Here is a 20,954-nt window from a genome sequence, read left to right on the forward strand (position 1 = left end):
GCGCCTCCGGGCGGGATCGACCGGGCCCGGCCGATCCCGCCTGTGGACAACGCCCGTCCTGTCCCCCGCGGCCGGTACTGTCGATCCGTGGCAGATCTCCCCGACGTTCCCACCCTGCTCGACGCGGCCGTCGCCGCCCTGGGCGGCAGCCGCCGCGAGGGCCAGGCGACCATGGCCGGTGCCGTGGCCGAGGCGGTCGACAAGCGCGAACACCTGGTGGTCCAGGCCGGTACCGGCACCGGAAAGTCCCTGGCCTACCTGGTGCCCGCGATCAGACACGCCATGGCCAAGGAGAGCACCGTGGTGGTCTCCACCGCCACCATCGCCCTGCAGAACCAGCTCATCGAGCGCGACCTGCCGCGCCTGGCCGGGGCCCTCGCGCCGATGCTGTCCCGCGAGCCCACGTTCGCCGTCCTCAAGGGCCGCCGCAACTACCTGTGCCGCAACCGGCTCCAGACCGCCGGCGAGGAGGCCGAGGACACCGAGCTGTTCGACCCGCGCCAGCTCTCCTCGCTGGGCCGACAGGTGGCCCGCCTGCACGAGTGGGCCGAGGACACCGTCACCGGCGACCGGGACGAACTCGTCCCCGGCGTCAGCGACCTGGCCTGGCGCCAGGTGTCGGTGGCCGCCAACGAGTGCATGGGCGCCCGCATCTGCCCCTTCGGCCAGGAGTGCTTCGCCGAGTTCGCCCGAGAGGCCACCCAGGGCGTGGACGTGGTGGTCACCAACCACGCCATGCTCTCCATCGACATGTCGCAGGGCTACCACATCCTGCCCGAGCACAACACGATCATGATCGACGAGGCGCACGAACTCGTCGACCGCGCCACCTCCGTGGCCACCGGCGTCCTGGGCGAGCGCACCGTCAACGCCGCGGCCAAGCGCGCCGCCCGCCTGGTCGAACCCGGGATCAGCGAACGCCTCACCGAGTGCGCCGACGGCCTCGCCCTGATGTTCACCGAGTCGCCCGACGGGCGCCTGGACCACATCGACGACGCCCTGGCCAACGCGGTCGCCGCCACCCGCGACGCCGCCTCGGCCTGCGTCACCGCCATCGGCCCCTCACCCGGGGAGCTGGACCCGGACGGCGCCAGCGACCGCCGCCTGGCCCTGGCCGCGCTCGGCGAGGTGCACGACACCGCCGTGCGCGTCCTGGAGTCCTTCGAACCCGCCCTGCGCGACCGCACCGAGGTCGTCTGGCTGACCAAGACCCCCGGACGCCAGCCCGCGCTCCACGTCGCCCCGCTCGGCGTGGGCGGACTGCTGCGCGAGAAGCTCTTCGGCGACCGCACCGTGGTGCTGACCTCCGCCACCCTCACCCTGGGCGGCTCCTTCACCTCGCTGGCCAACCAGTGGGGCCTGGGCCGCGAGGTGGCCCAGGAGGCCGCCGAACGCGCCGCTGCGGGCCGCGGCCCGGAGCCGGACGGACCCAGGGACGAGGACGGCACCGACGACGAGGACGGACCGCACCGCGCGGCCGGGGAGCCCCGCTGGCGCGCGCTGGACGTGGGCTCCCCCTTCGAACACGCCCGCCGGGGCATCCTCTACGTGGCCACCCACCTGCCGCCGCCCGGCCGCGACGGCCTCGCGCCCGCCTACCTGGACGAGATCAGCGGACTCATCGAGGCCGCCGACGGCCGCGCGCTGGGGCTGTTCTCCTCCATGCGCGCCGCCCAGCAGGCCGCCGAGGAGCTCCGCGAGCGCCTGGACCAGCCGATCCTGTGCCAGGGGGAGGACTCCACCGGGCAGCTGGTGCGCCGCTTCGCCGAGGAGGAGCGGTCCTGCCTGTTCGGCACCCTGTCGCTGTGGCAGGGCGTGGACGTGCCCGGACCCTCGCTGTCCCTGGTGATCGTGGACCGCATCCCCTTCCCGCGGCCCGACGACCCGCTGGCCTCCGCGCGCCAGCGCGCGGTCGCCGCGCACGGGGGCAACGGCTTCCTGTCGGTGGCCGCCACCCACGCCGCCCTGCTGCTCGCCCAGGGCACCGGGCGCCTGCTGCGCTCCACCGAGGACCGGGGGGTCATCGCCGTCCTGGACCCGCGCCTGGCCACGGCCCGCTACGGCGGCTTCCTGCGCGCCTCCCTGCCGCCCTACTGGGGGACCACCGATCCGGCGGTGGCCAGGTCGGCGCTGCGCCGCCTCGCGGGCCAGCCCGAACCCGCCGCCGGGTAGGGCGCCGGGGCCGTGTCGGGCGAGCGCGGACCGCTCTCAGCCGCGCGTGCGGTAGCCGAACAGCCGGACCGCGTACGCGGGGGACTCGTCGTCCTCCGCCTCCTGGATGAACCAGCGGTCGTCGTGCTCGCCTACCAGGAGTTCGTTCCACATCATGTCGATGAGCTTGAGCCGGGAGACCACGGACGCCTCGGGGTCCAGCACGATCGAGTAGGCGCGGTCGGTCAGCCGCTGGGTCACCATGCCCACGGACTGGCCGTCCCAGATGGCCGGGACGGGGGCGTGCCCGACCTCGACCCCGCACAGCCTGAGCTGCTCCACCTCCTCGTCGAGGGCCTCGGCCGCCAGGGCGCCGTCCAGCCGCAGGGCGTCCTCCAGTTCGTCGCGGTCCTCGTCGGCGCGCATGTAGGCGTGGTAGGTGCGGTAGCCGCAGGTGCGGCACTTGCGCCAGACGACGCAGCGGGCCAGTCCGTAGGCGGACTGCGCCTCGCCCACACTCTGGTAGTCGCTCACCTCGCGAATCGTGCCGCAGTCGCAGCACAGGGCCGTGAGATCCTGCTTCATCAGAGTCCCCCCTCCGAGGCGAGTATGCGACGGATGAAGCCCGTTAGGGAACCCGTTCTGCGAGGAAGTCACGGCAAGGACTCGTCATCAATGCCCAAAATGACCCGGTCGCGGGTTTCGGACCGTCCCCAACGGCGTGTCGGTGTGGCGAGTCTTACCCTCGCCCAGTACGCCCGCGCGCCCTCACTCGTCCAGTGACAGGCCGCGCTTGTTGCGTGCGCTCCAGTCGCGCATCCGCTGCGGGTAGCCGACGATCTGCACGTCGTAGGCCGGGGCCGCCAGGTTTCGGGCCACCTTGCGGATCACGTCGGGCGAACCGCACCGGCGGCGGATCCACTCGCCGTCCGTCGCGACCGCGACCGCCGTGGCCCGCGTGGCGAAGGTCTCCGGCTCGACGAAGAACTCCACGCCCACTCGGCTCTTGGCGAACTCGATCAGCGCCTTGATGTCCGAATCCTCGGCATCCCGGTCGAAACGGGCCTTGCCCTTGCGGTTGGCCTTGCGGAGTCCGAAACGGTCTCGCCATCCCATCGGCGCTCATGTCCCCTTGGTGCAACTCGGTGCGGCTCGGCGCGGCTGGATGCTCGGGACCCCGCGAAGGTCCCCGCCGGGCACCACGGCCCCCGAGTCTAGCGGTCCGGGGCGTCCCCGACAGGACGCGTATCCCCCTGCTCCACGGCTTTGCGCGTTTTCCGGACAGCCCTGTCACGGCGCTGCTACGTTCTGTTCTCACATGGTGCTTACAGGGGGTGCAGACCATGCCGATGTGGACGTGGGCGGGGGAGACCGCACGACGACTCCGGGCGGTCGGCCAGGCGGAGCTGGCCGAGGCGGTCGCGGGTCTGCCCGTGCTCTGCGAGGCCGGGGACCCGGTGCGCGTGGAGGCCGTGGCCCGTTCGGCGCTGCGCACCGCGCGCCGACTGGTCGCCGAGGCGGGAGCGGTCGAGGCCGCGGTCCCCGGGGTCTTCGGCCCGCCGACCCTGTTCTTCCTGGCGCACTGGCCCCTGGCCGTGCGCGTGGGCGCCCTGGCCGAGGGCGGGCGCGCGCTCGCCCAGGTGAGCGCGGCGGCCGACGACGAACCCGAGCCCCTGGCCCACGGCCCGCTGCCGGTGTCCCTGCTGGAGACCCTGGTGCGCTGCCACGCCAACATCGACGCCCGCGGCACCACCGGACAGCGCCGCGAACTGCTCTCCACCCGGCGCCTGGCCGGTTGGGAGCGCACCCCCGCCTGGCCCTCCTTCACCCTCGCCCGTGTCAACCTGCTCATCGACGAGGACCTGGCCGACCGGGCGGAGAACGAGCTGCGGCGCTACGAGCACACGGCCACCGGCCCGGCCATGCTCGGTGCCGAGGGGGTGTTCACCCTCGTCAGGGCCCTGCGCCACCAGGACGAGCACGCCCAGGCGCTGGAGGTGCTGGACCGCATGGAGGCGGAGCTGGTCCTGGACGAGACCAACCCGCGCCGGGCGGCCCTGAACCGGCGCATCCGCTTCGAGCGCGCCCGGCTGCTGTCCTGGCTGGCCCGTCTGGGCCAATGCCCGCCCCACGAGGCCATCGTCCCCCTGCCCACCGTGGAGGAGGCCGAGGCGTACCCGAGTCTGCGGCCCGCGTGGGTGGAGGCGGTGGAGAACCTGGTGTGCCAGGGCGCGGTGCGCAACGACTGGCGCCTGGGAGTGCGGGTGACCACCTGGTCGCGCTACTTCGAGCGGGTGGGGGCGCCGCGCCGCGGCGCCGAGCTGGCCCTGTCCGCCGCCCGCCTGGCCGCGGTCCGCGGCTCCCGCTGGGTGGCCAGCTGCTCCGCGCAGCGGGCGGAACGGCTCATCGGGGAGCTGGGGAGCACCGAGGAGATCCTGGGAGACCTGGCCGAGGTGCGCGCCATGATCGCGACGATGCCCCCGGTCCGGCCGCTGGCCCCGGCCGAGGAGGTGCTGGACTTCCTGCGGGCGCAGCCCGCGGAGGAGGTCGATCCCGAGCAGCAGGCCGAACAGGTCAACGCCGCCTTGGAGAGGATGCCGCACGACACCCCGCTGCTGACCGCGCTCGGCCAGGTCGGCCGGACCCTGATGCTCTCGGACGCGGCTACCGAGCCCCAGTGGCGCCACGTGCGCGAGCAACCGGGGGACCAGCGCGCGGCGCTGTCCCTGCTGGAGACCCTCCTGCACGACAACGACACCGTCGGGGTGCGCACCCTCGTGAGCACCCTGGCCGCCGGTGCGCTGGACGGTCCGGTGCGGGTCGGCACCCCCGGACGGGGGACCCTGGCGCCCCACCCGTGACGGGCGGTCACAGGAGGGCGGCCGTCGCCGGTGTGACGCGAGGGGCGGGCTGGACCTGAGCGCAGGGGTGCCCTCACACGGCCGCCGCGCCCACCCCGGACGCCAGTGAGCACCCCGCGGGGTAGGACAGCGCGGCGGCGGGCAGCCGGGAGGGACGGCCGCTGGCCAGCACCCGTACCCGGCCCGGGGCGGTGCCCACGGGCCTCTCGCCGATCCGGCGCAGGGTCTGCGCGGCCACCGCGCCGGCGGCGGTGAACAGCTCCGCCCGCCCGCCCAGGGCCGCCGATATCCGCGCGCCCACCAGGTCGTAGTGCGTGCACCCGAGCACGACGCCGTGCACGTCTCCGGGGGTCAGTTCGGCGGCGTAGGCCACCGCGTCGTCGATCAGCCGCGGGTCGGCCGACTCCACCGCCTCGGCCAGCCCGGCGCAGGCCACCGCGGCCACCTCCACGCCGCGCGCGAAGGTCTCGATCAGCTGGCGCTGGTAGCCGCTGCGCGTGGTCGCGGCGGTGGACCACACCGCGATCGGCCCTCCGGCCGCCGCCGCGGGCTTGATCGCGGGCACCGTCCCGATCACCGGGACGTCCGGCTCGAACTCGGCGCGCAGCTCGGCCAGCCCGTGCACCGACGCCGTGTTGCACGGCACCACCACCGCGTCCAGCGCCGCGTCCCCGGCGGCCTCCTGCGCGGCCCGGGCCCCGGCCAGGGCGCGCGCGACGATCTCGTCCGGGGTACGCGGACCCCAGGGCATGTGGTCCGGGTCCATCGACAGGAACAGGTCGGCGTCCGGCCGTGCCACACGCAGGGCCGCCGCGGTCGAGAGCATGCCGATACCGGAGTCAACGAGAGCGATACGCACGAACCCCGATCCTACGACCACCTCCGCACCGCACCGGCGGGACACCGCGCGGCGGCGTCGGATCCGCCCGCGGCACCCGTGATCCGGGCGCGACCGCAGGCAGGACGACTAGGGGGAAGACACGGAACAAATGGGGTGGCACAAAGCCGTTACCGGTAGGTAGAACTGAGTGGATCGGCCGTCCCAGCCGCCCGGCGGTCATGGCCGATCCGGCACGCGAGTGCGTGTCGCCGACACCGGAACGGGAACTGGGATGACTTCTCAACAGCAGGTCACGGGCAGCGCCACCCCCGCGCGGACGGGGCTGGCAGAGCACATAGCGGCGGTCCACAAGCTGCGCCGCGACTACCGGGCCCTGCCCCAGAAGGCGCCGGTGCGCCTGGCCAAACCCACCTCCAACCTCTTCCGGTTCCGCGAGCCCACCGGCGCCCCGGCCCTGGACGTGTCCGCCTTCACCGGAGTCATCTCCATCGACCCCGACGAGCGCGTCGCCGACGTCGGCGGCATGACCACCTACGAGGACCTCGTCGCGGCGACCCTGCCGCACGGCCTCATGCCGACGGTCGTCCCCCAGTTGCGCACCATCACCATCGGCGGCGCCGTCACCGGCATGGGCATCGAGTCCTCCTCCTTCCGCAGCGGCCTGCCGCACGAGGCGGTCCGGGAGATGGAGGTCCTCACCGGAGGCGGCGACGTCGTCACCGCCACCAGGGACAACGAGTACAGCGACCTCTTCCACGGCTTCCCCAACTCCTACGGGACCCTGGGCTACAGCCTGCGCCTGCGCGTCGAACTCGAACCGGTCTCGCCGTACGTGCACCTGCGCCACGTTCGCTTCCACAAGGCCGCCGAGGCCATGGACGCCCTCGCCCTGGTCTGCGCCGACCGCGAGTACGGCGGCCAGCCGGTCGACTTCGTGGACGGGGTCGCCTTCGGCCCCGACGAGCTGTACCTGACCCTGGCCCGCTTCACCGACGAGGCCCCCTGGACCAGCGACTACACCGGCCAGGAGGTCTACTACCGGTCCATCCAGCGCTACGCGGGCAGCGGCCCCGGCGACTACCTCACCATCGCCGACTACCTGTGGCGCTGGGACACGGACTGGTTCTGGTGCTCCCGGGCCTTCGGCGCCCAGCACCCGCTGGTGCGCCCCCTGTGGCCGCGTTTCTTCAAGCGCTCCGACGTCTACCGCAGGCTGGTCGCGTGGGACCGGCGCACCGACTTCTCCCGCCTCCTCAACCACTACCGGGGGCGGCGGCCCAAGGAACCCCTCATCCAGGACATCGAGGTGGGCGTCGAACGCGGTGCCGAGTTCCTCGACACCTACCACGCCGAGATCGGCATGACCCCCGTGTGGATGTGCCCCCTCCGGCTCCGCGAGCCCCGCCGCCCGGGCCGGGGCGAGGGCGAGCACGTGTGGCCGCTCTACCCACTCGACCACGACCGCCTCTACGTGAACTTCGGCTTCTGGGGCCTGGTCGACATGAAGCCGGGGCAGCGCCGGGCCCACCACAACCGCCTGGTGGAGGAGACGGTCGCCGAACTGGGCGGCCACAAGTCCCTGTACTCGGACTCCTTCTACGACGAGGAGGAGTTCTGGCGTCTGTACAACGGCACCGCCTACGCCGGGCTCAAGGAGGCCTACGACCCCGACGGGCGGCTGCTCGACCTGTACGCCAAGTGCGTGCGCAACCGCTGACGGCACGAGACCACCGGGACGCGCCCCGAGGGGACGTCACCGCGTCCGGCTAGAGGGAAGGACAGAGCAATGCGGCTCGCTGAGATCTTCGAACGCGTCGTCGGAACCGACGCGCCCATCCGGTTCACCGCCTACGACGGCAGCGGCGCGGGGGACCCCGGCAGCGACGTGGCCCTGCACGTGCGGACCCCGGTCGCGGTGAACTACCTGGCGCAGTCCCCCAACGCCGTCGGCCTGGCCCGGGCCTACGTCTCCGGCCACCTGGAGCTGGAGGGGGACATGTACACCGCCCTCAGACGCATGGCGGACTTCGTCTTCGCCGACGGGTTCGGGGTCTCGGTGCGCGACGCGGTCGGGATCGCGCGGTCGGTGGGCTGGGTCAAGTTCGTCAACCGGGTCGCCCCGCCGCCGCAGGAGATGCGCCAGGGCCGCCTCAGCGGCCTGGGCTGGCGCCACTCCAAGCAGCGCGACGCCGAGGTGATCCACCACCACTACGACGTCTCCAACGCCTTCTACGAGATGGTCCTGGGGCCGTCGATGACCTACACCTGCGCCGTCTTCGACGACGAGGACGGCGCCCTGGACCGGGTCGGCCGCTTCGACGGAGCCCTGGAGAGGGCCCAGTTCCGCAAGTACGAACTGGTCTCGCGCAAGCTCGGCCTGGAGCCGGGCATGCGCCTGCTCGACGTGGGCTGCGGCTGGGGCGGCATGGTCATGCACGCCGCCCGCGAGCACGGGGTCCGCGCGCTCGGTGTCACCCTGTCCAAGGAACAGGCCGACTGGGCGGCCAAGAGGATCGCCCAGGAGGGGCTGTCCGAGCTGGCCGAGGTCCGCCACATGGACTACCGCGACGTCCCCGACGGCAGCTACGACCGGATCAGCTCCATCGGCCTGACCGAGCACGTGGGGGCGGACAACCTGCCCTCCTACTTCGCCTCGCTCAACGACAAGCTCGTGCCCGGGGGGCGTCTGCTCAACCACTGCATCACCCGGCCGCGCAACGACCTGCCGTCCCTGAACCGCAGGGGCGTCATCAACCGCTACGTCTTCCCCGACGGGGAACTGGAGGGCCCCGGCCGGATCCAGGCCGCCATGAACGACGCCGGGTTCGAGATCCGCCACCAGGAGAACCTGCGCGAGCACTACGCCCTGACCCTGCGCCACTGGGGCGCCAACCTGGACCGCAACTGGGACGAGACCGTCGCCGAGGTCGGTGCGGGCACCGCCCGGGTCTGGCGGCTCTACATGGCCGGGTGCGTGCTCGGCTTCGAACGCGACGTGGTGCAGCTGCACCAGATCCTCGGCGTCAAGCTGGACGGCACCGAGGCGCACGTGCCGCTGCGCCCCTGGTTCTGACCGGCCGCCCCGACCGCCGCCGCGGACCGCCGCACGGGTGCGCCGGAGGTCCTCCCCCCTCTCCCCTTGTTCGCCGGGGGAGGACCTCCGGCCTGTCAGGGACCGGGCGGGCCCGCTTCGCGGCATCATGGATCCGGGGCGTGTCAGGCGGACGCACACCCCGCCGCGCGACCGGCGGGGCCCGGCCCGGCACAGCCCCGGCCGCACACCCACCAGAAGGGACCACGACGTGTCCTCATCCTCCGACGGCAGCACCGACGGGACCACGCCCGCGCCCGACGCGCCCGACCACGTCAAGCGGACCGCGATCGACCTGATCGAGGCCTACGCCGACCGCAACCGGCAGGAGCTCGACGGGGTCGTCCCGCGCGCCGCCGACGACGTCGAGGCCGTCACGTCCGAGCTCAAGGTCATCGCCGCCTTCCTCGGCCGCCGCGTGCAGCAGACCGGCGTGGTCTGGAAGCCCGCCGACTCCCGTGAGGCCGTCGCCCGCATGGTCGCCGAGATGCTCCCGCCCGAACTGGAGTTCGCCGTCTCCACCGCCTGGGAGGCCCACTCGGTGGGCGAGGAGGAGGCCGCGGAGCGCTTCACCCGGGGCGACCCCATGGTCTACGTGCACATGCTCGCCGCCTTCGGCGCGGCCATCGGCCTGGCCGTGTACAAGCGGGCCGAACTCCTGTCCACCCTGCGCCAGGTCACCGGCCTGTCCGAGTAAGGACGTCTGATAAAGGGGCAAAAGGGTCCAAAGGGACTCGTGCGACACGCCGTACCGGCCGCGACACTCCGGATATGTCCAGCCTCCTAACGGCTCAGACACAAAAGGCAGTGGTTTACTTCACTCGACGCGGTTCTTTACGTAGGTTTCCTACCAACCCTGAGGGGACCCTCGAAAGGAACGGGAGGCGTGCCGATGGCCCGCAGACGAACCCACAAGTACGTTCCGCTCCCCGCCGCCGTCGCGGCGCTGGTCCTGGCCGCGACGGCGTGCGGGAGCGGAGGAGGCGGGGCCGCCGACTCCGACGGCCTCCTGGTCTGGATCATGCAGGGCACCAACCCCGACGAGGCGGGGTTCTTCGAGGCGGCCAACGCCGCGTTCACCGAGGAGACCGGCATCGGGGTGGACGTCGAGTTCGTCCCGTGGCAGGACGCCCAGAACAAGATCTCCACCGCCATCGCGGGCGGCACCATGCCCGACGTCGCCGAGCTCGGCAACACCTTCACCCCCGGTTTCGCCGACGCCGGAGCCCTGCACGACCTGTCCGGCTACGACGTGGACGCCTCCCGGTACATCCCCGGCCTGATGGAGATGGGCCAGTTGGGAGAGGGCGTCTACGGCGTCCCCTGGTACGCCTCCATCCGCTCCGTCGTCTACCGCACCGACGTCTTCGAGGAGCACGGTCTGGAGGTCCCGGAGAACTGGGAGGAGCTGCGCGAGACCGCCCTGACCCTGGCCGAGGCCGAGGAGGACTTGATCGCCTTCCCCGTCCCCGGAGACGCCCAGTACTCGGTCATGCCGTGGATCTGGGGCGGTGGCGGGGAGATCGCCGTCGAGCAGTCCGACGGCACCTGGGTCTCGGAGATCGACAGCGAGGAGGCCCGCGCCGGGATCGGGTTCTTCACCGACCTGGCCCTGGAGGACGGCACCTCCACCACCGGTGCCGTCAACTGGAACGAGATCGCCGTCATGGAGGCCGTCGCGGAGGAGGAGGCCGCCATGGCCATCCTCGGCAGCGCCAACCCCAAGGCCGTCCTGGAGGCCAACCCCGACCTGGAGGGCAGGCTGGGATCCTTCACCCTGCCCGGCCAGGACGGCGGCTACATGCCCTCCTTCGCGGGCGGCTCACTGCTGTCGGTCTTCGAGGGCACCGGCCAGGAGGAGGCAGCCTGGGAGTACGTCCAGCACCTGACCGGCGAGGAGTTCGGCATGCGCTGGTCTGAGGAGACCGGCTTCTTCCCGGGCGTGGTCGACCGGGTCGACGCCTTCTCCGAATCCGCCGATCCCATCCTGGAGCCCTTCGCCGTCCAGCTCAACGAGGCCAGCCGGGGAGTGCCCGTCACCCCCGCCTGGACCCAGGTCGAGGCCGAGAAGGTCCTGGTCGGCATGCAGCAGGACATCCTCAACGGCGAGGCCACCGTGGAGGAGGCCACCGAGAGCGCGGCCAACGAGATCGAGCGCATCCTCAACGGGGGGTAGACACGTGCGAACACCGGTCGGGTTGGGCACCGCCAGCAGCGAGCCGGGGCCCGAGGCCCGCCGCTCCGCGGAGCCGTCCTCGCGACGGCCCCGGCCGCGGCGGGCGCCGCTCCTGGGCCACCGCGGCCGCAGGGCGCTCCTGCCCTGGGTGCTTCTCGCCCCCGCGCTGACGGTCATCGGACTGCTGCTGTTGCTCCCGCTCGCCCGGATCGTGTGGCTGTCCTTCCGCGAGTACCAGCTGCGCAACCTCGTCTCGGGCGAGTCCGACTTCATCGGGCTCGCCAACTACGCCGCCCTGCTCACCGACCCCTACCTGTGGCGGGTCGCCCTGCTCAACACGGTGGTCTTCGCCGTGGTCGCGGTGGTCACCACCATCGTCGTGGGCACGCTGGTGGCGCTGCTGCTGGCCACGCTGCGTCCGGTGCCCCGGATCATCGTGGTCTCCTGCATCATGGTCGCCTGGGCCATGCCCGCGGTCAGCGGAACCTACGTGTGGATCTGGATCTTCGACGTCGACAGCGGCGTCGTCTCCCAGGCGTTGGCCTCCCTGGGCCTGGTGGAGCCCTCCGGGTACAACTGGTTCGCCGACCGGCTGTTCTTCTACGCCATCGTCACGCTCAACGTGGTGCACGGGGGCTTCCCGTTCGTGGCGGTCACGGTCCTGGCCGGACTGCTCACGGTCCCCGCCGAACTGCACGAGGCGGCCCGCATCGACGGCGCGGGCGCCTGGAAGCGCTTCTGGCACGTCACCTTCCCGGTGCTGCGCCCGGTGTTCGCCGTGGTCACCGTGCTCTCCACCATCTGGGACTTCAAGGTGTTCGCGCAGATCTACCTCATGCCCGGCGGCGACGTGGGCGGCTCGGAGGTGCTCAACCTGGGCGTGTGGTCCTACGTGCGCTCCTTCGGCCACAACGACTACGGCCTGGGGTCGGCCATCGCCGTGCTGCTCACCCTGCTGCTGCTGGTGATCACCGTGTTCTACCTGCGCGCGCTCTTCCGAGAGGACGAGCTCCGATGAGCGCGGCGGCCCCCGCGGCCCGCTCAGCCGGCGGGGTCGTGGACCCCCGCCACGAGCTTGTCGCGCACGCGGCGCCAGTCGACCGAGGCCAGCGAGCGCCGGTCCAGGTCCTCGCGCACCGCGCCCATGGTCCGCAGGTCGTACTCGCCCAGCGGGCGCCCGTCGTCGTTGTCGCGGTTGACCAGGTTCTCGACGTAGGCGTGCAGCAGCCGTCCGCTGGGGTCGCGCAGGGCGTGCCGGACGGCCCGGTCCCGGAAGCGCGCGTCGTGGGGTATCCAGCTGATGACCACCTCGGTGGGGGAGGGCCCGGGGAAATCGCGCACGGTGCTACGCCACCGTCTCCGGCGACCCTGTCGACATGGCCATCACTCCTCCTCCGCCGGGGTGCGAAGGACGTCCCGCCCCGGCCAGTGCAGGAGTCTAACGGCCCCGTCCGAGCCCGGAACAACCGCATTCGGCCCTCCGGTCACCGCTGAGGAAGGAACGCCCGTGGTCACGCGCACAGAGGCATCCGCCGCCGACACCGACTGGGAGGGCCGCGTCCGCGACGCCCGCCGCAGGGGCGAGGTCCGCAGGACGGGACGGTTCCTGGCCAAGTCCGCCGGAGTGGCCGTCCTGCTGCTGTTCACGCTCTTCCCCGTCTACTTCATGCTCATCAGCGCGTTCTCGGACCGGGCCACCTCGGGGGCCGGGGCGCTGCTGCCCACGGGGCTGTCCCTGGACAACTTCGTCTACGTGCTCACCGAGGCCAGGTTCGGCCAGTACATGCTCAACTCGCTCACGGTCGCCTGCATCACCGTGGCCGGAGCGTGCGTGCTGTCGCTGCTGGCCGCCGTGGCGGTGGCCCGCTTCCGGTTCCGGTTCCGCACCGCGGTGCTGGTGATGGTCCTCATCGTGCAGATGGTGCCGCTGGAGGCGCTGGTCATCCCGCTCTTCCTCCAGGTGCGCGACCTCCAGCTGCTCAACACCATGCTCGGCCTGGGCGTGGTCTACGTGGCGCTGTCCCTGCCGCTGGCGGTGTGGATGATGCGCGGCTTCGTGGCCGCCGTGCCCGTGGAGGTGGAGGAGGCCGCCTACATCGACGGGGCCTCCTGGGGACAGATGTTCTGGCGGGTGCTGTTCCCGCTGGTGGCGCCCGGTCTGGTGGCCACGGCCATCTTCTCGTTCATCGTGGCGTGGAACGAGTTCGTGCTGGCGCTGACCTTCATGACCCAGAGCGAGAACTACACGGTGGCGGTCGGCCTGCGCCAGTTCTTCGGCCAGTACGCCAACGACTGGGGGCACGTGATGGCCGCCTCCACCCTCATCACCATCCCGGTCATGGTCTTCTTCGTCATCGTGCAGCGCTTCCTGGTCTCGGGGCTGGTCCAGGGAGCCGTCAAGGGATGAGGGCGGGGCCGGTCCCGTTCTCCTCGGGCTTTTGCTTCGCTTCGTCCCACCCGTCGCCCGCCACCACCCTCAACGGACGCCTACGGCGCGGTCCTGCTTGCAGTCCCGCCTCCAGAACCCCGTGGGCGCCCGAACCCCCTCCCGCGGACCGGCCCCGCCGCGCGGGAGGTCAGCCGCGCAGCTCGCGCTTGAGGATCTTGCCGGTGGAGGTCATCGGCAGCTCGGTGCGGAACTCCACCTCGCGCGGGTACTTGTACCCGGCCAGGCTCTCCTTCGCCCACGCGACGAGCCCCTCGGCGGTGACCTCGGCGCCCTCCTTGGGGATCACGAACGCCTTGACCTCCTCGCCGTGGGTGTCGTGGGGCACGCCCACGACCGCGGCCAGGCTCACCGCCTCGTGGGTCATCAGGACCTCCTCGACCTCGCGCGGGTAGACGTTGTAGCCGCCGCGGATGATCATGTCCTTGGACCGGTCGACGATGAAGTAGAAGCCCTCCTCGTCGCGGCGGGCGATGTCCCCGGTGCGGAACCAGCCGTCGCGGATCACCTCCGCGTTGACCTCGGGGCGGTTGTGGTACCCCTTCATCACGCAGTGCCCGCGCACCGCGATCTCGCCCTCCTCCTCCACCTCGTTCCACTCGGGGTCGATGAGCTTCATCTCCACACCCCACACCGGCAGCCCGATGGAGCCGGTCTTGGCCTTGACCTTGGGGTTGTTGAACGAGACCACCGGGGAGGTCTCCGACAGGCCGTAGCCCTCCTTGATGCCCACGCCGAAGGTCTTGGTGAAGTCCTCGGCCAGCTGGCCGGGCAGGGCGGCGCCGCCGGAGACCGCGTCCACCATGTTGTCCGCGATCCTCTCCAGGTCGTAGGCGCCGGGATCGGCGGCCCGGACGGCGCCCAGCAGCCCCCAGTACATGGTGGGCACGCCCGCGAAGGCGGTGACGCCCTCCTTCTCCATGAGTCTGAGCGCCTCGGCGCCGTCGAAGCGCGGCATGAGCACCATCGTGCCGTGCCGGTACAGGGCCGCGTTGAGCATGACCGTCTGGCCGAAGATGTGGAACAGCGGCAGCACCACGAGGGCGACGTCGCGGCCGTCGGGGTGGGCCTCGACCAGCCGGGCGGAGCCGACCGCGTTCAGCAGCAGGTTGTGGTGGCTCAGCTCCGCGCCCTTGGGCTTGCCGGTTGTGCCGCTGGTGTAGATGATGACCGCGGTGTCGTCGGAGCTGGCCTGCACCGTCTCGAACTCACCGGACTGGCCCTCCAGCGCCTTCCAGAAGGTCTCGGCGCCGTCGATGGTCGACTCGGTGGCGCCCGGGGAGGCGGGCAGGTCCACGTAGAACTCGCAGGAGTCCACCCGGCCGAAGGCCTCGAAGGCCCGCTCGCCCAGCGGGAGTTCCGGCGTGCCGGTGAAGGCGAAGAGGGCCCTGGCTCCGGAGTCCTCCAGGTGGTAGGCGATCTCGCGCGGGGTCAGCAGCACGTTCAGCGGCACGATCACCGCGCCAGCCTTGAGAGCGCCGAAGTACACGAAGGGGAAGTAGGGCACGTTCGGGCTGGCCAGCGCGATCCGGTCCCCCGGCCTGATCCCGCGCGAGACCAGCAGGTTGGCCACCTGGTTGGCGATCGTGTCGGTGATCGCGTAGTTCAGGCGCAGGTCGCCGTAGACCAGGCACTCCTTCTCCGGAGCCGATCGGGCGCCGTCCTCCAGGAGCACGGACAGGTTGAGCATGGGGGCCTCCCGCAGCCAGATGGGTCCAGTGAACGCGCGAAGGTTCGGGATGATGTGACCCGCATCGCGTGTTCTGCGCCACTTTGACGGAAGAGTAACAAACCGGCTGGTCGGTGTGGAGGGGGCGGGAGTCCGTAATCTCACCGATCTTCCCTTCGCTCTCGGCGACCCCGGGACCGAGGGCGCAGAACGGCGACGCCGGGCCCGCCCGCACGGGGCGGGGGAGGGCGGCTCGGGCTCCGGGCCCCGGCCGCAGCCCCGTGCGCACCCGCGCGGGGCTGCGCGGGGCTGCGCGGAACCCGTCCGCGCCCCGACCCGCCAACCGCTAACCTGAGTGCTGTACACCCCGAACCGGCTAAGGAACACGTGGCGATGACAGCGGTAGACGGCGACCAGACGACGGGCGACACCTACGACGCCCGTGCCCTCCAGGACAAGTGGCAGGCGCGCTGGGCCGCTGAGCTTCCGTTCCAGGCCGACGAGGACCCCGGGGACACCCGCCCGCGCTCCTACATCGTCGACATGTTCGCCTACCCCTCCGGCGACCTGCACATGGGCCACGCGGAGGCCTACGCCATCGGCGACGTCATCAGCCGCTACCGCCTCCAGCGCGGTGACAACGTCCTGCACCCCGTCGGCTGGGACTCCTTCGGCCTGCCCGCCGAGAACGCGGCCATCAAGAACAACTCCCACCCCGCCGAGTGGACCTACGCCAACATCGAGACCCAGGCGGCCTCGTTCCGGCGCTACGGCATCAGCGTGGACTGGTCGCGCCGCCTGCACACCAGCGACCCCGAGTACTACCGCTGGAACCAGTGGCTGTTCACGCGCTTCTTCGAGCGCGGACTGGCCTACCGCAAGGACGGCCACGTCAACTGGTGCCCCCAGGACCAGACCGTGCTGGCCAACGAGCAGGTCGTGCAGGGCAGGTGCGAACGCTGCGGAGCCGACGTCGTGCGGCGCAGCCTCAACCAGTGGTACTTCCGCATCACCGACTACGCCCAGCGCCTGCTGGACGACATGGACCAGCTCGACGACGGCCGCTGGCCGGACGAGATCCTGGCCATGCAGCGCAACTGGATCGGCCGCTCCACCGGAGCCGACGTCCACTTCGCCATCGAGGGCCGCGACGAGCCGGTCACCGTCTTCACCACCCGGCCCGACACCCTCTACGGGGCCACCTTCTTCGTCGTGGCCGCCGACGCCGACCTGGCCGACGAGCTGTGCGCTCCCGAACAGCGCGAGGCCTTCGACTCCTACCGCTCCGACGTCGCCAAGCTCTCCGACATCGAGCGCCAGGCCACCGAGCGCCCCAAGACCGGCGTGTTCCTGGGCCGCTACGCGATCAACCCCGTCAACGGCGAGCGCATGCCCGTGTGGGCGGCCGACTACGTCCTGGCCGACTACGGCCACGGCGCCATCATGGCGGTGCCCGCGCACGACCAGCGCGACCTGGACTTCGCCCTGGCCTTCGACCTGCCGGTCCGGGTCGTGGTGGAGACCGGCGAGCCCGACCCCGTCGAGACGGGCACGGCCACCGCGGGGGAGGGCGTCCTGCGCGACTCCGGCCCGCTGGACGGCCTGGCCAAGACCGAGGCCATCGAGCGCATCATCGGGATCCTGGCCGAGCGCGGCACCGGACAGGGCACGATCAACTACCGCCTGCGCGACTGGCTGCTGTCCCGCCAGCGCTACTGGGGCACCCCCATCCCGATCATCCACTGCCCCTCCTGCGGCGAGGTGCCCGTCCCCGACGAGCAGCTGCCCGTCACCCTGCCCGAACTCAAGGGCGCCGAGCTGGCACCCAAGGGCGTCTCGCCCCTGGCCGCGGCCACCGAGTGGGTCAACGTCGACTGCCCCTCCTGCGGCGGCCCCGCCGAGCGCGACACCGACACCATGGACACCTTCGTGGACTCGTCCTGGTACTTCCTGCGCTACTGCTCGCCGCGCCTGGACACCGCCCCCTTCGACACCGAGGCGGTGGAGAAGTGGGGGCCGGTGGACCACTACATCGGCGGCAAGGAGCACGCCACGCTCCACCTGATGTACGCCCGGTTCTTCACCAAGGTCCTGTACGACATGGGCATGGTGTCCTTCACCGAGCCCTTCCGCCGCCTGACCAACCAGGGCCAGGTCATCAACCAGGGCCGCGCCATGTCCAAGTCCCTGGGCAACGGCGTGGACCTGGGCAAGGAGATCGACGCCTACGGCGTGGACGCGGTCCGGCTGACCATGCTCTTCGCCTCCCCGCCCGAGGAGGACGTGGACTGGGCCGACGTCTCCGTCGTCGCCGCGCAGAAGTTCCTCAACCGCGCCTACCGGGTGATGAGCGAGGCGGGCGCGGCCAGCGCGCCGGGAGCCGACCCCGCCAAGGGCGACAGCGGCCTGCGCCGGACCACGCACCGCATCGTCGACCAGATCACCGCCCTGGTCGAGTCCCGCCGGTTCAACGTGGCCATCGCCCGCACCATGGAACTGGTCTCGGCCGCCCGCAAGGCCATCGACTCCGGTCCCGGCGCCGCCGACCCGGCGGTCCGCGAGGCCGCCGAGGCCGTGGCCGTCTCCCTGTCCCTGTTCGCGCCCTACGTTGCCGAGGAGGGCTGGGAGAAGCTCGGCCGCAGCGGCAGCGTCGCCGTCGGCAACTGGCCCGAGGTGGACCCGGCCCTGCTGGTGCAGGAGTCCGTGACCTGCGTGGTGCAGGTGCAGAGCAAGGTCCGTGACAAGCTGTCCGTGGCGCCCGACATCGACCCGGCGGAGCTTGAGCGGCTGGCCTTGGCCTCCGAGAAGGCACAGGGCTTCATCGGCGACAAGCAGATCCGCAAGGTGGTCGTGCGCGCGCCCAAGCTGGTGAACATCGTCGTCGGCTGACCAGGCACACGAGGGGCGGCGGCCGCTGCGCGCGGCCGCCGCCCGTGTGCGGTCGGCTCGGTGACCGACAGGGAGGCGGTGGCCGGGTGGGTCCCCTCGCACGGGTGGCCGTGATCGGCGCGGGCACGGTGGTGCTGTCCGCGGTGGCGATCGGCGGCGGGCTGTGGCTGGCCGGGGACGACCCGGGCGTGGCCGGGAACGGCGACGTCCACGCCGCGGCGCCCGGGTGCGCGGCGGTCTCGGGCGCGCTCGTCACCGGCCTGGTGCCCGGCGCGGTCCTGGAGTCCTCCGAGCACGGACCCCTGGCCGACGGCGACAGCACCACGTGCTCGTGGTCCTCCGCCGGTCTGACCGATGGACCCCAGGGGGTGCTCCGGCTGGACCTGTCCGCCCGTTTCACCGACACCACGGGAGAGGAGCCGGTCACCGGCGCCCAGCGGACGCGGGAGGCCTACACCGACCTGACGCCGGTGCGCGGAGAGGCCGTGGAACTGCCCGCAGGGGATGGCCGGGTGTGGCGCGGCCAGACTCCCGGTACCGCCGAACTGGCCTTCCCCACCGACAACCTGCTGGTGCGGGTGTCCTACGCCGGGACCTCCGGCACCGAGCCGGTCGACTTCGGAGAGGCCCGGGACCTGGCAGTGGAGTTCGCCGTGCAGCTCGGAGAGGCCCTGTGAGCGACCAGCAGCCCGATCCGCGGGAGCCGGAGCAGTCCCGGGAAGCCCAACAGTTCCCCCGAACTCCTCGGTCTCAGCAACCGCAGGAGCATCAGGAACCGCAGGAACACGAGCCACCCCAGCCGCAGGAGCAGCGCCTTCAGCAGGGAAATGAGGCACCGCAGTCACAGGGGTCACAGGAACCTCCCCGGTTGCACGCAGACCAGCAGTCGCCTCAGTCATCCCAGGTGCCGCAGCCTCACGGGCAACAGCAGCCGCTTCCGCCGTCTCAGGCACCACAACCCCACGGGCAGCAGCAGGCCTACCACCCCCACCAGGCACCACAAGGGCAGTACCCGCCGCCCCCCGGCACCCCGTGGCGACAGCCCCACCCCCAGCAGCCCGCACCCGAGGTGGTGGCCTCCGTCCAACCGCAGAGCCGGGGCTGCGCCACCGCCGCCGTGGTCGCCGCCGCACTGGTGCTGGTCGTGCTCGCCGCCGGGGCGATCTGGTACGTGGTGGCGCGCGACACCCCGGAGGCGAGCGCCTTCGGGACGGCGCCCGAGTGCTCCGTCGCCGAGACCGGGACGCTGGACGAACTGGTGCCCGACCACGAGCTGGAGGTCGAGGAGCCGGTCGGCGGCCCGCAGCAGGCGTTCGGCTCCGGTTGGCAGTGCCGGTGGGCGACCCCAGGCGGCCCCGGCGAACAGGTTCCGGCCACCGCGACGCTGGTGGCCGTGGCCGCCCCCGACCCGGGCGGCGTCACGACGGCCGCCGACAACCTGCGCACCACCACCTCCCAGTACGACGCGCAGGAGCTGGAAGGCGTCGGCGAGGAGGCGGTCGCCTGGGTCCAGGAGGACCCGTACACGGTCGCCTGCGTCGGTGCCCGGGTGTCCAACCTGTACCTGGAGACCTGTTACACCGTGGCTGCCAGCTACGACGCGCAGGACCCGGGCGGCCGGGAGCGCATGGTGGCGGGCGCCGAGGAGTTCGCGCTGTCCGTGGCCGAGGCGCTGCCGGACTCCATCCCCGAGTGAGGCCCCGGCGCGGCTACCAGGCCGCGCCCAGGAACTCCTCCAGCGCGGGCGAGACCTCCTCGGCGAACGGGCGCTGGGCGTCCAGGACCGTGGCCCCGGGCTCGTCCCGGTAGCGGCGGAGGATGTGGTCGGTGTCGGGGACGTCCACCCGTCGCGCTCCGTCCAGACCGGTCATCAGCCGGTCCACGTCCTGCCGGGAGACCTGCGCGTCCCGCTCCCCCCACAGCACCAGCACCGGGGTGCCCCCGGGCAGGCCCTCCGCCAGTTCGACGGGGTCGAAGGCGTCCATGTAGGCCAGGAAGTCCTCGTTGGCGGGGGTGTACACGCCCATGACGCCCCCGCTGGGCGTCTCCACCTCGCTGAGCGCGCGCCCGGACCTGATCGCGGCCCGTCCGGCACGGGAGTCCGAGAGCAGCTGGACCACCTGCCCCTCCTCCACCTGGCCCGAGGCCTCGGCGGCGCGCGCCTGCTCGGTGAGCTGGCGGTCGATCAGGTCGAGGTAGCGCGTACCGGGAGGCGCGGCCAGCACGAGCGCGGGGGAGGGGTGCTCCGCACCGATGAGCTCGTGGGCGCGCAGCGCGTACAGGGCCCCCTCGCTGTGCCCGACGACGACCACCCGCTCGGGGTCCACCTCGGGCTGGGAGACGAGTTCCTCGTAGGCCGCCGCGACCTGCTCGTCGAAGACCACCGGGTCCACCGGCGCGACCTCGTCGCCGGGGCCCGGCGTCTCGGAGTCCGGACCGCTGCCGTACTTGTCGTAGCGCAGCGAGGCCACCCCGACGTCGGCGAGCACCCGTGACAGGTTCTGGTTGGTGTCGGCGTCGGGGCGCACGGAGCTGTTGCCGTCGCGGTCGGTGGGACCGCTGCCGGAGATGATGAGCGCGCCCGGAACGGTGCCGGAGACGTCCTGGGGCATCCGGAACGCGCCGGACGCCTCGTGCCCGCCGCCCTCGAAGGCCACCTCGCGCTCGACGCCGCCGACCCCCGGCGCCTCGGCGGCCCCGTCGTCGGCGGGGGCGCAGGCGGCGGTCAACAGGACGGCGCTCGCGGCACCGGCCAGTGCGGTGCGCCAGCGGACGGCGGGGGAGGAGGCACGTGTGAACACCTCCTCAGCCTAGCGGCCCGCGCCCGTCG

General features: G+C 72.2%; 17 protein-coding genes. 11 read left to right on the forward strand and 6 right to left on the reverse strand.

Going from position 1 to position 20,954, the window contains the following annotated elements:
* Nucleotides 1-87: 87 nt before the first annotated feature.
* Complete coding sequence (locus KGD83_RS08375; RefSeq protein WP_212643271.1) at nucleotides 88-2,172, forward strand: ATP-dependent DNA helicase; 2,085 nt, start codon at nucleotides 88-90, stop codon at nucleotides 2,170-2,172.
* Nucleotides 2,173-2,208: 36 nt separating this feature from the next.
* Here the strand turns inward: KGD83_RS08375 and KGD83_RS08380 are convergent, their stop codons facing one another.
* Together KGD83_RS08380 and KGD83_RS08385 are read right to left on the reverse strand one after the other, a co-directional pair.
* Nucleotides 2,209-2,736, reverse strand: a complete 528-nt coding sequence (locus KGD83_RS08380) for a DUF6315 family protein (protein ID WP_047870739.1) — start codon at nucleotides 2,734-2,736, stop codon at nucleotides 2,209-2,211.
* 183 nt (nucleotides 2,737-2,919) lie between these two features.
* Entirely contained in the window at nucleotides 2,920-3,267 is a 348-nt protein-coding gene (locus KGD83_RS08385; protein WP_047870738.1) for a hypothetical protein, read from the reverse strand.
* Nucleotides 3,268-3,494: 227 nt separating this feature from the next.
* On the opposite strand from KGD83_RS08385, the gene KGD83_RS08390 reads away from it, so the two are divergent.
* Nucleotides 3,495-5,012, forward strand: coding sequence for a hypothetical protein (locus KGD83_RS08390; protein WP_212643272.1), 1,518 nt, complete (start codon nucleotides 3,495-3,497; stop codon nucleotides 5,010-5,012).
* A gap of 73 nt (nucleotides 5,013-5,085) precedes the next feature.
* On the opposite strand, the gene KGD83_RS08395 is transcribed toward KGD83_RS08390, so the two are convergent.
* The gene (locus KGD83_RS08395) at nucleotides 5,086-5,871 is read right to left on the reverse strand and encodes a glutamate racemase (protein WP_212643273.1); all 786 of its coding nucleotides are present in this window, start codon (nucleotides 5,869-5,871) and stop codon (nucleotides 5,086-5,088) included.
* Between the two features lie 253 nt (nucleotides 5,872-6,124).
* Between KGD83_RS08395 and KGD83_RS08400 the strand changes: the two genes are divergently transcribed.
* From KGD83_RS08400 to KGD83_RS08420, 5 genes are all read left to right on the forward strand, one after another.
* On the forward strand, nucleotides 6,125-7,570 hold the full coding sequence (locus KGD83_RS08400; RefSeq protein WP_212643274.1) for an FAD-binding oxidoreductase: 1,446 nt from the start codon (nucleotides 6,125-6,127) through the stop codon (nucleotides 7,568-7,570).
* A 69-nt stretch (nucleotides 7,571-7,639) separates the two neighbouring features.
* A complete protein-coding gene (locus KGD83_RS08405; RefSeq protein ID WP_212643275.1) occupies nucleotides 7,640-8,926 on the forward strand; it encodes an SAM-dependent methyltransferase in 1,287 nt (428 codons plus the stop codon).
* A 229-nt stretch (nucleotides 8,927-9,155) separates the two neighbouring features.
* Entirely contained in the window at nucleotides 9,156-9,641 is a 486-nt protein-coding gene (locus KGD83_RS08410) for a hypothetical protein (protein WP_047870734.1), read from the forward strand.
* 195 nt (nucleotides 9,642-9,836) lie between these two features.
* Nucleotides 9,837-11,120 (forward strand): sugar ABC transporter substrate-binding protein, encoded by a 1,284-nt coding sequence (locus KGD83_RS08415; RefSeq protein WP_212643276.1) that lies wholly within the window; start codon nucleotides 9,837-9,839, stop codon nucleotides 11,118-11,120.
* 112 nt (nucleotides 11,121-11,232) lie between these two features.
* On the forward strand, nucleotides 11,233-12,138 hold the full coding sequence (locus tag KGD83_RS08420) for a carbohydrate ABC transporter permease (protein ID WP_212644324.1): 906 nt from the start codon (nucleotides 11,233-11,235) through the stop codon (nucleotides 12,136-12,138).
* A gap of 23 nt (nucleotides 12,139-12,161) precedes the next feature.
* On the opposite strand, the gene KGD83_RS08425 is transcribed toward KGD83_RS08420, so the two are convergent.
* Nucleotides 12,162-12,461 (reverse strand): hypothetical protein, encoded by a 300-nt coding sequence (locus tag KGD83_RS08425; protein WP_212643277.1) that lies wholly within the window; start codon nucleotides 12,459-12,461, stop codon nucleotides 12,162-12,164.
* Between the two features lie 166 nt (nucleotides 12,462-12,627).
* Between KGD83_RS08425 and KGD83_RS08430 the strand changes: the two genes are divergently transcribed.
* A complete protein-coding gene (locus KGD83_RS08430; protein WP_212643278.1) occupies nucleotides 12,628-13,527 on the forward strand; it encodes a carbohydrate ABC transporter permease in 900 nt (299 codons plus the stop codon).
* Between the two features lie 169 nt (nucleotides 13,528-13,696).
* Here KGD83_RS08430 and KGD83_RS08435 read toward each other — a convergent pair whose 3' ends face one another.
* Complete coding sequence (locus tag KGD83_RS08435) at nucleotides 13,697-15,256, reverse strand: long-chain-fatty-acid--CoA ligase (protein WP_212643279.1); 1,560 nt, start codon at nucleotides 15,254-15,256, stop codon at nucleotides 13,697-13,699.
* 372 nt (nucleotides 15,257-15,628) lie between these two features.
* Between KGD83_RS08435 and leuS the strand changes: the two genes are divergently transcribed.
* From leuS to KGD83_RS08450, 3 genes are all read left to right on the forward strand, one after another.
* Nucleotides 15,629-18,124, forward strand: a complete 2,496-nt coding sequence (gene leuS, locus KGD83_RS08440) for a leucine--tRNA ligase (RefSeq protein ID WP_212643280.1) — start codon at nucleotides 15,629-15,631, stop codon at nucleotides 18,122-18,124.
* Nucleotides 18,125-18,210: 86 nt separating this feature from the next.
* Complete coding sequence (locus KGD83_RS08445; protein WP_212643281.1) at nucleotides 18,211-18,801, forward strand: hypothetical protein; 591 nt, start codon at nucleotides 18,211-18,213, stop codon at nucleotides 18,799-18,801.
* A 392-nt stretch (nucleotides 18,802-19,193) separates the two neighbouring features.
* The gene (locus KGD83_RS08450; protein WP_212644325.1) at nucleotides 19,194-19,820 is read left to right on the forward strand and encodes a hypothetical protein; all 627 of its coding nucleotides are present in this window, start codon (nucleotides 19,194-19,196) and stop codon (nucleotides 19,818-19,820) included.
* A gap of 13 nt (nucleotides 19,821-19,833) precedes the next feature.
* On the opposite strand, the gene KGD83_RS08455 is transcribed toward KGD83_RS08450, so the two are convergent.
* On the reverse strand, nucleotides 19,834-20,925 hold the full coding sequence (locus KGD83_RS08455) for an alpha/beta hydrolase family protein (protein WP_212643282.1): 1,092 nt from the start codon (nucleotides 20,923-20,925) through the stop codon (nucleotides 19,834-19,836).
* Nucleotides 20,926-20,954: the final 29 nt, after the last annotated feature.

This window comes from Nocardiopsis akebiae, assembly GCF_018316795.1.
In the GTDB taxonomy this organism is placed as follows: domain Bacteria; phylum Actinomycetota; class Actinomycetes; order Streptosporangiales; family Streptosporangiaceae; genus Nocardiopsis; species Nocardiopsis dassonvillei.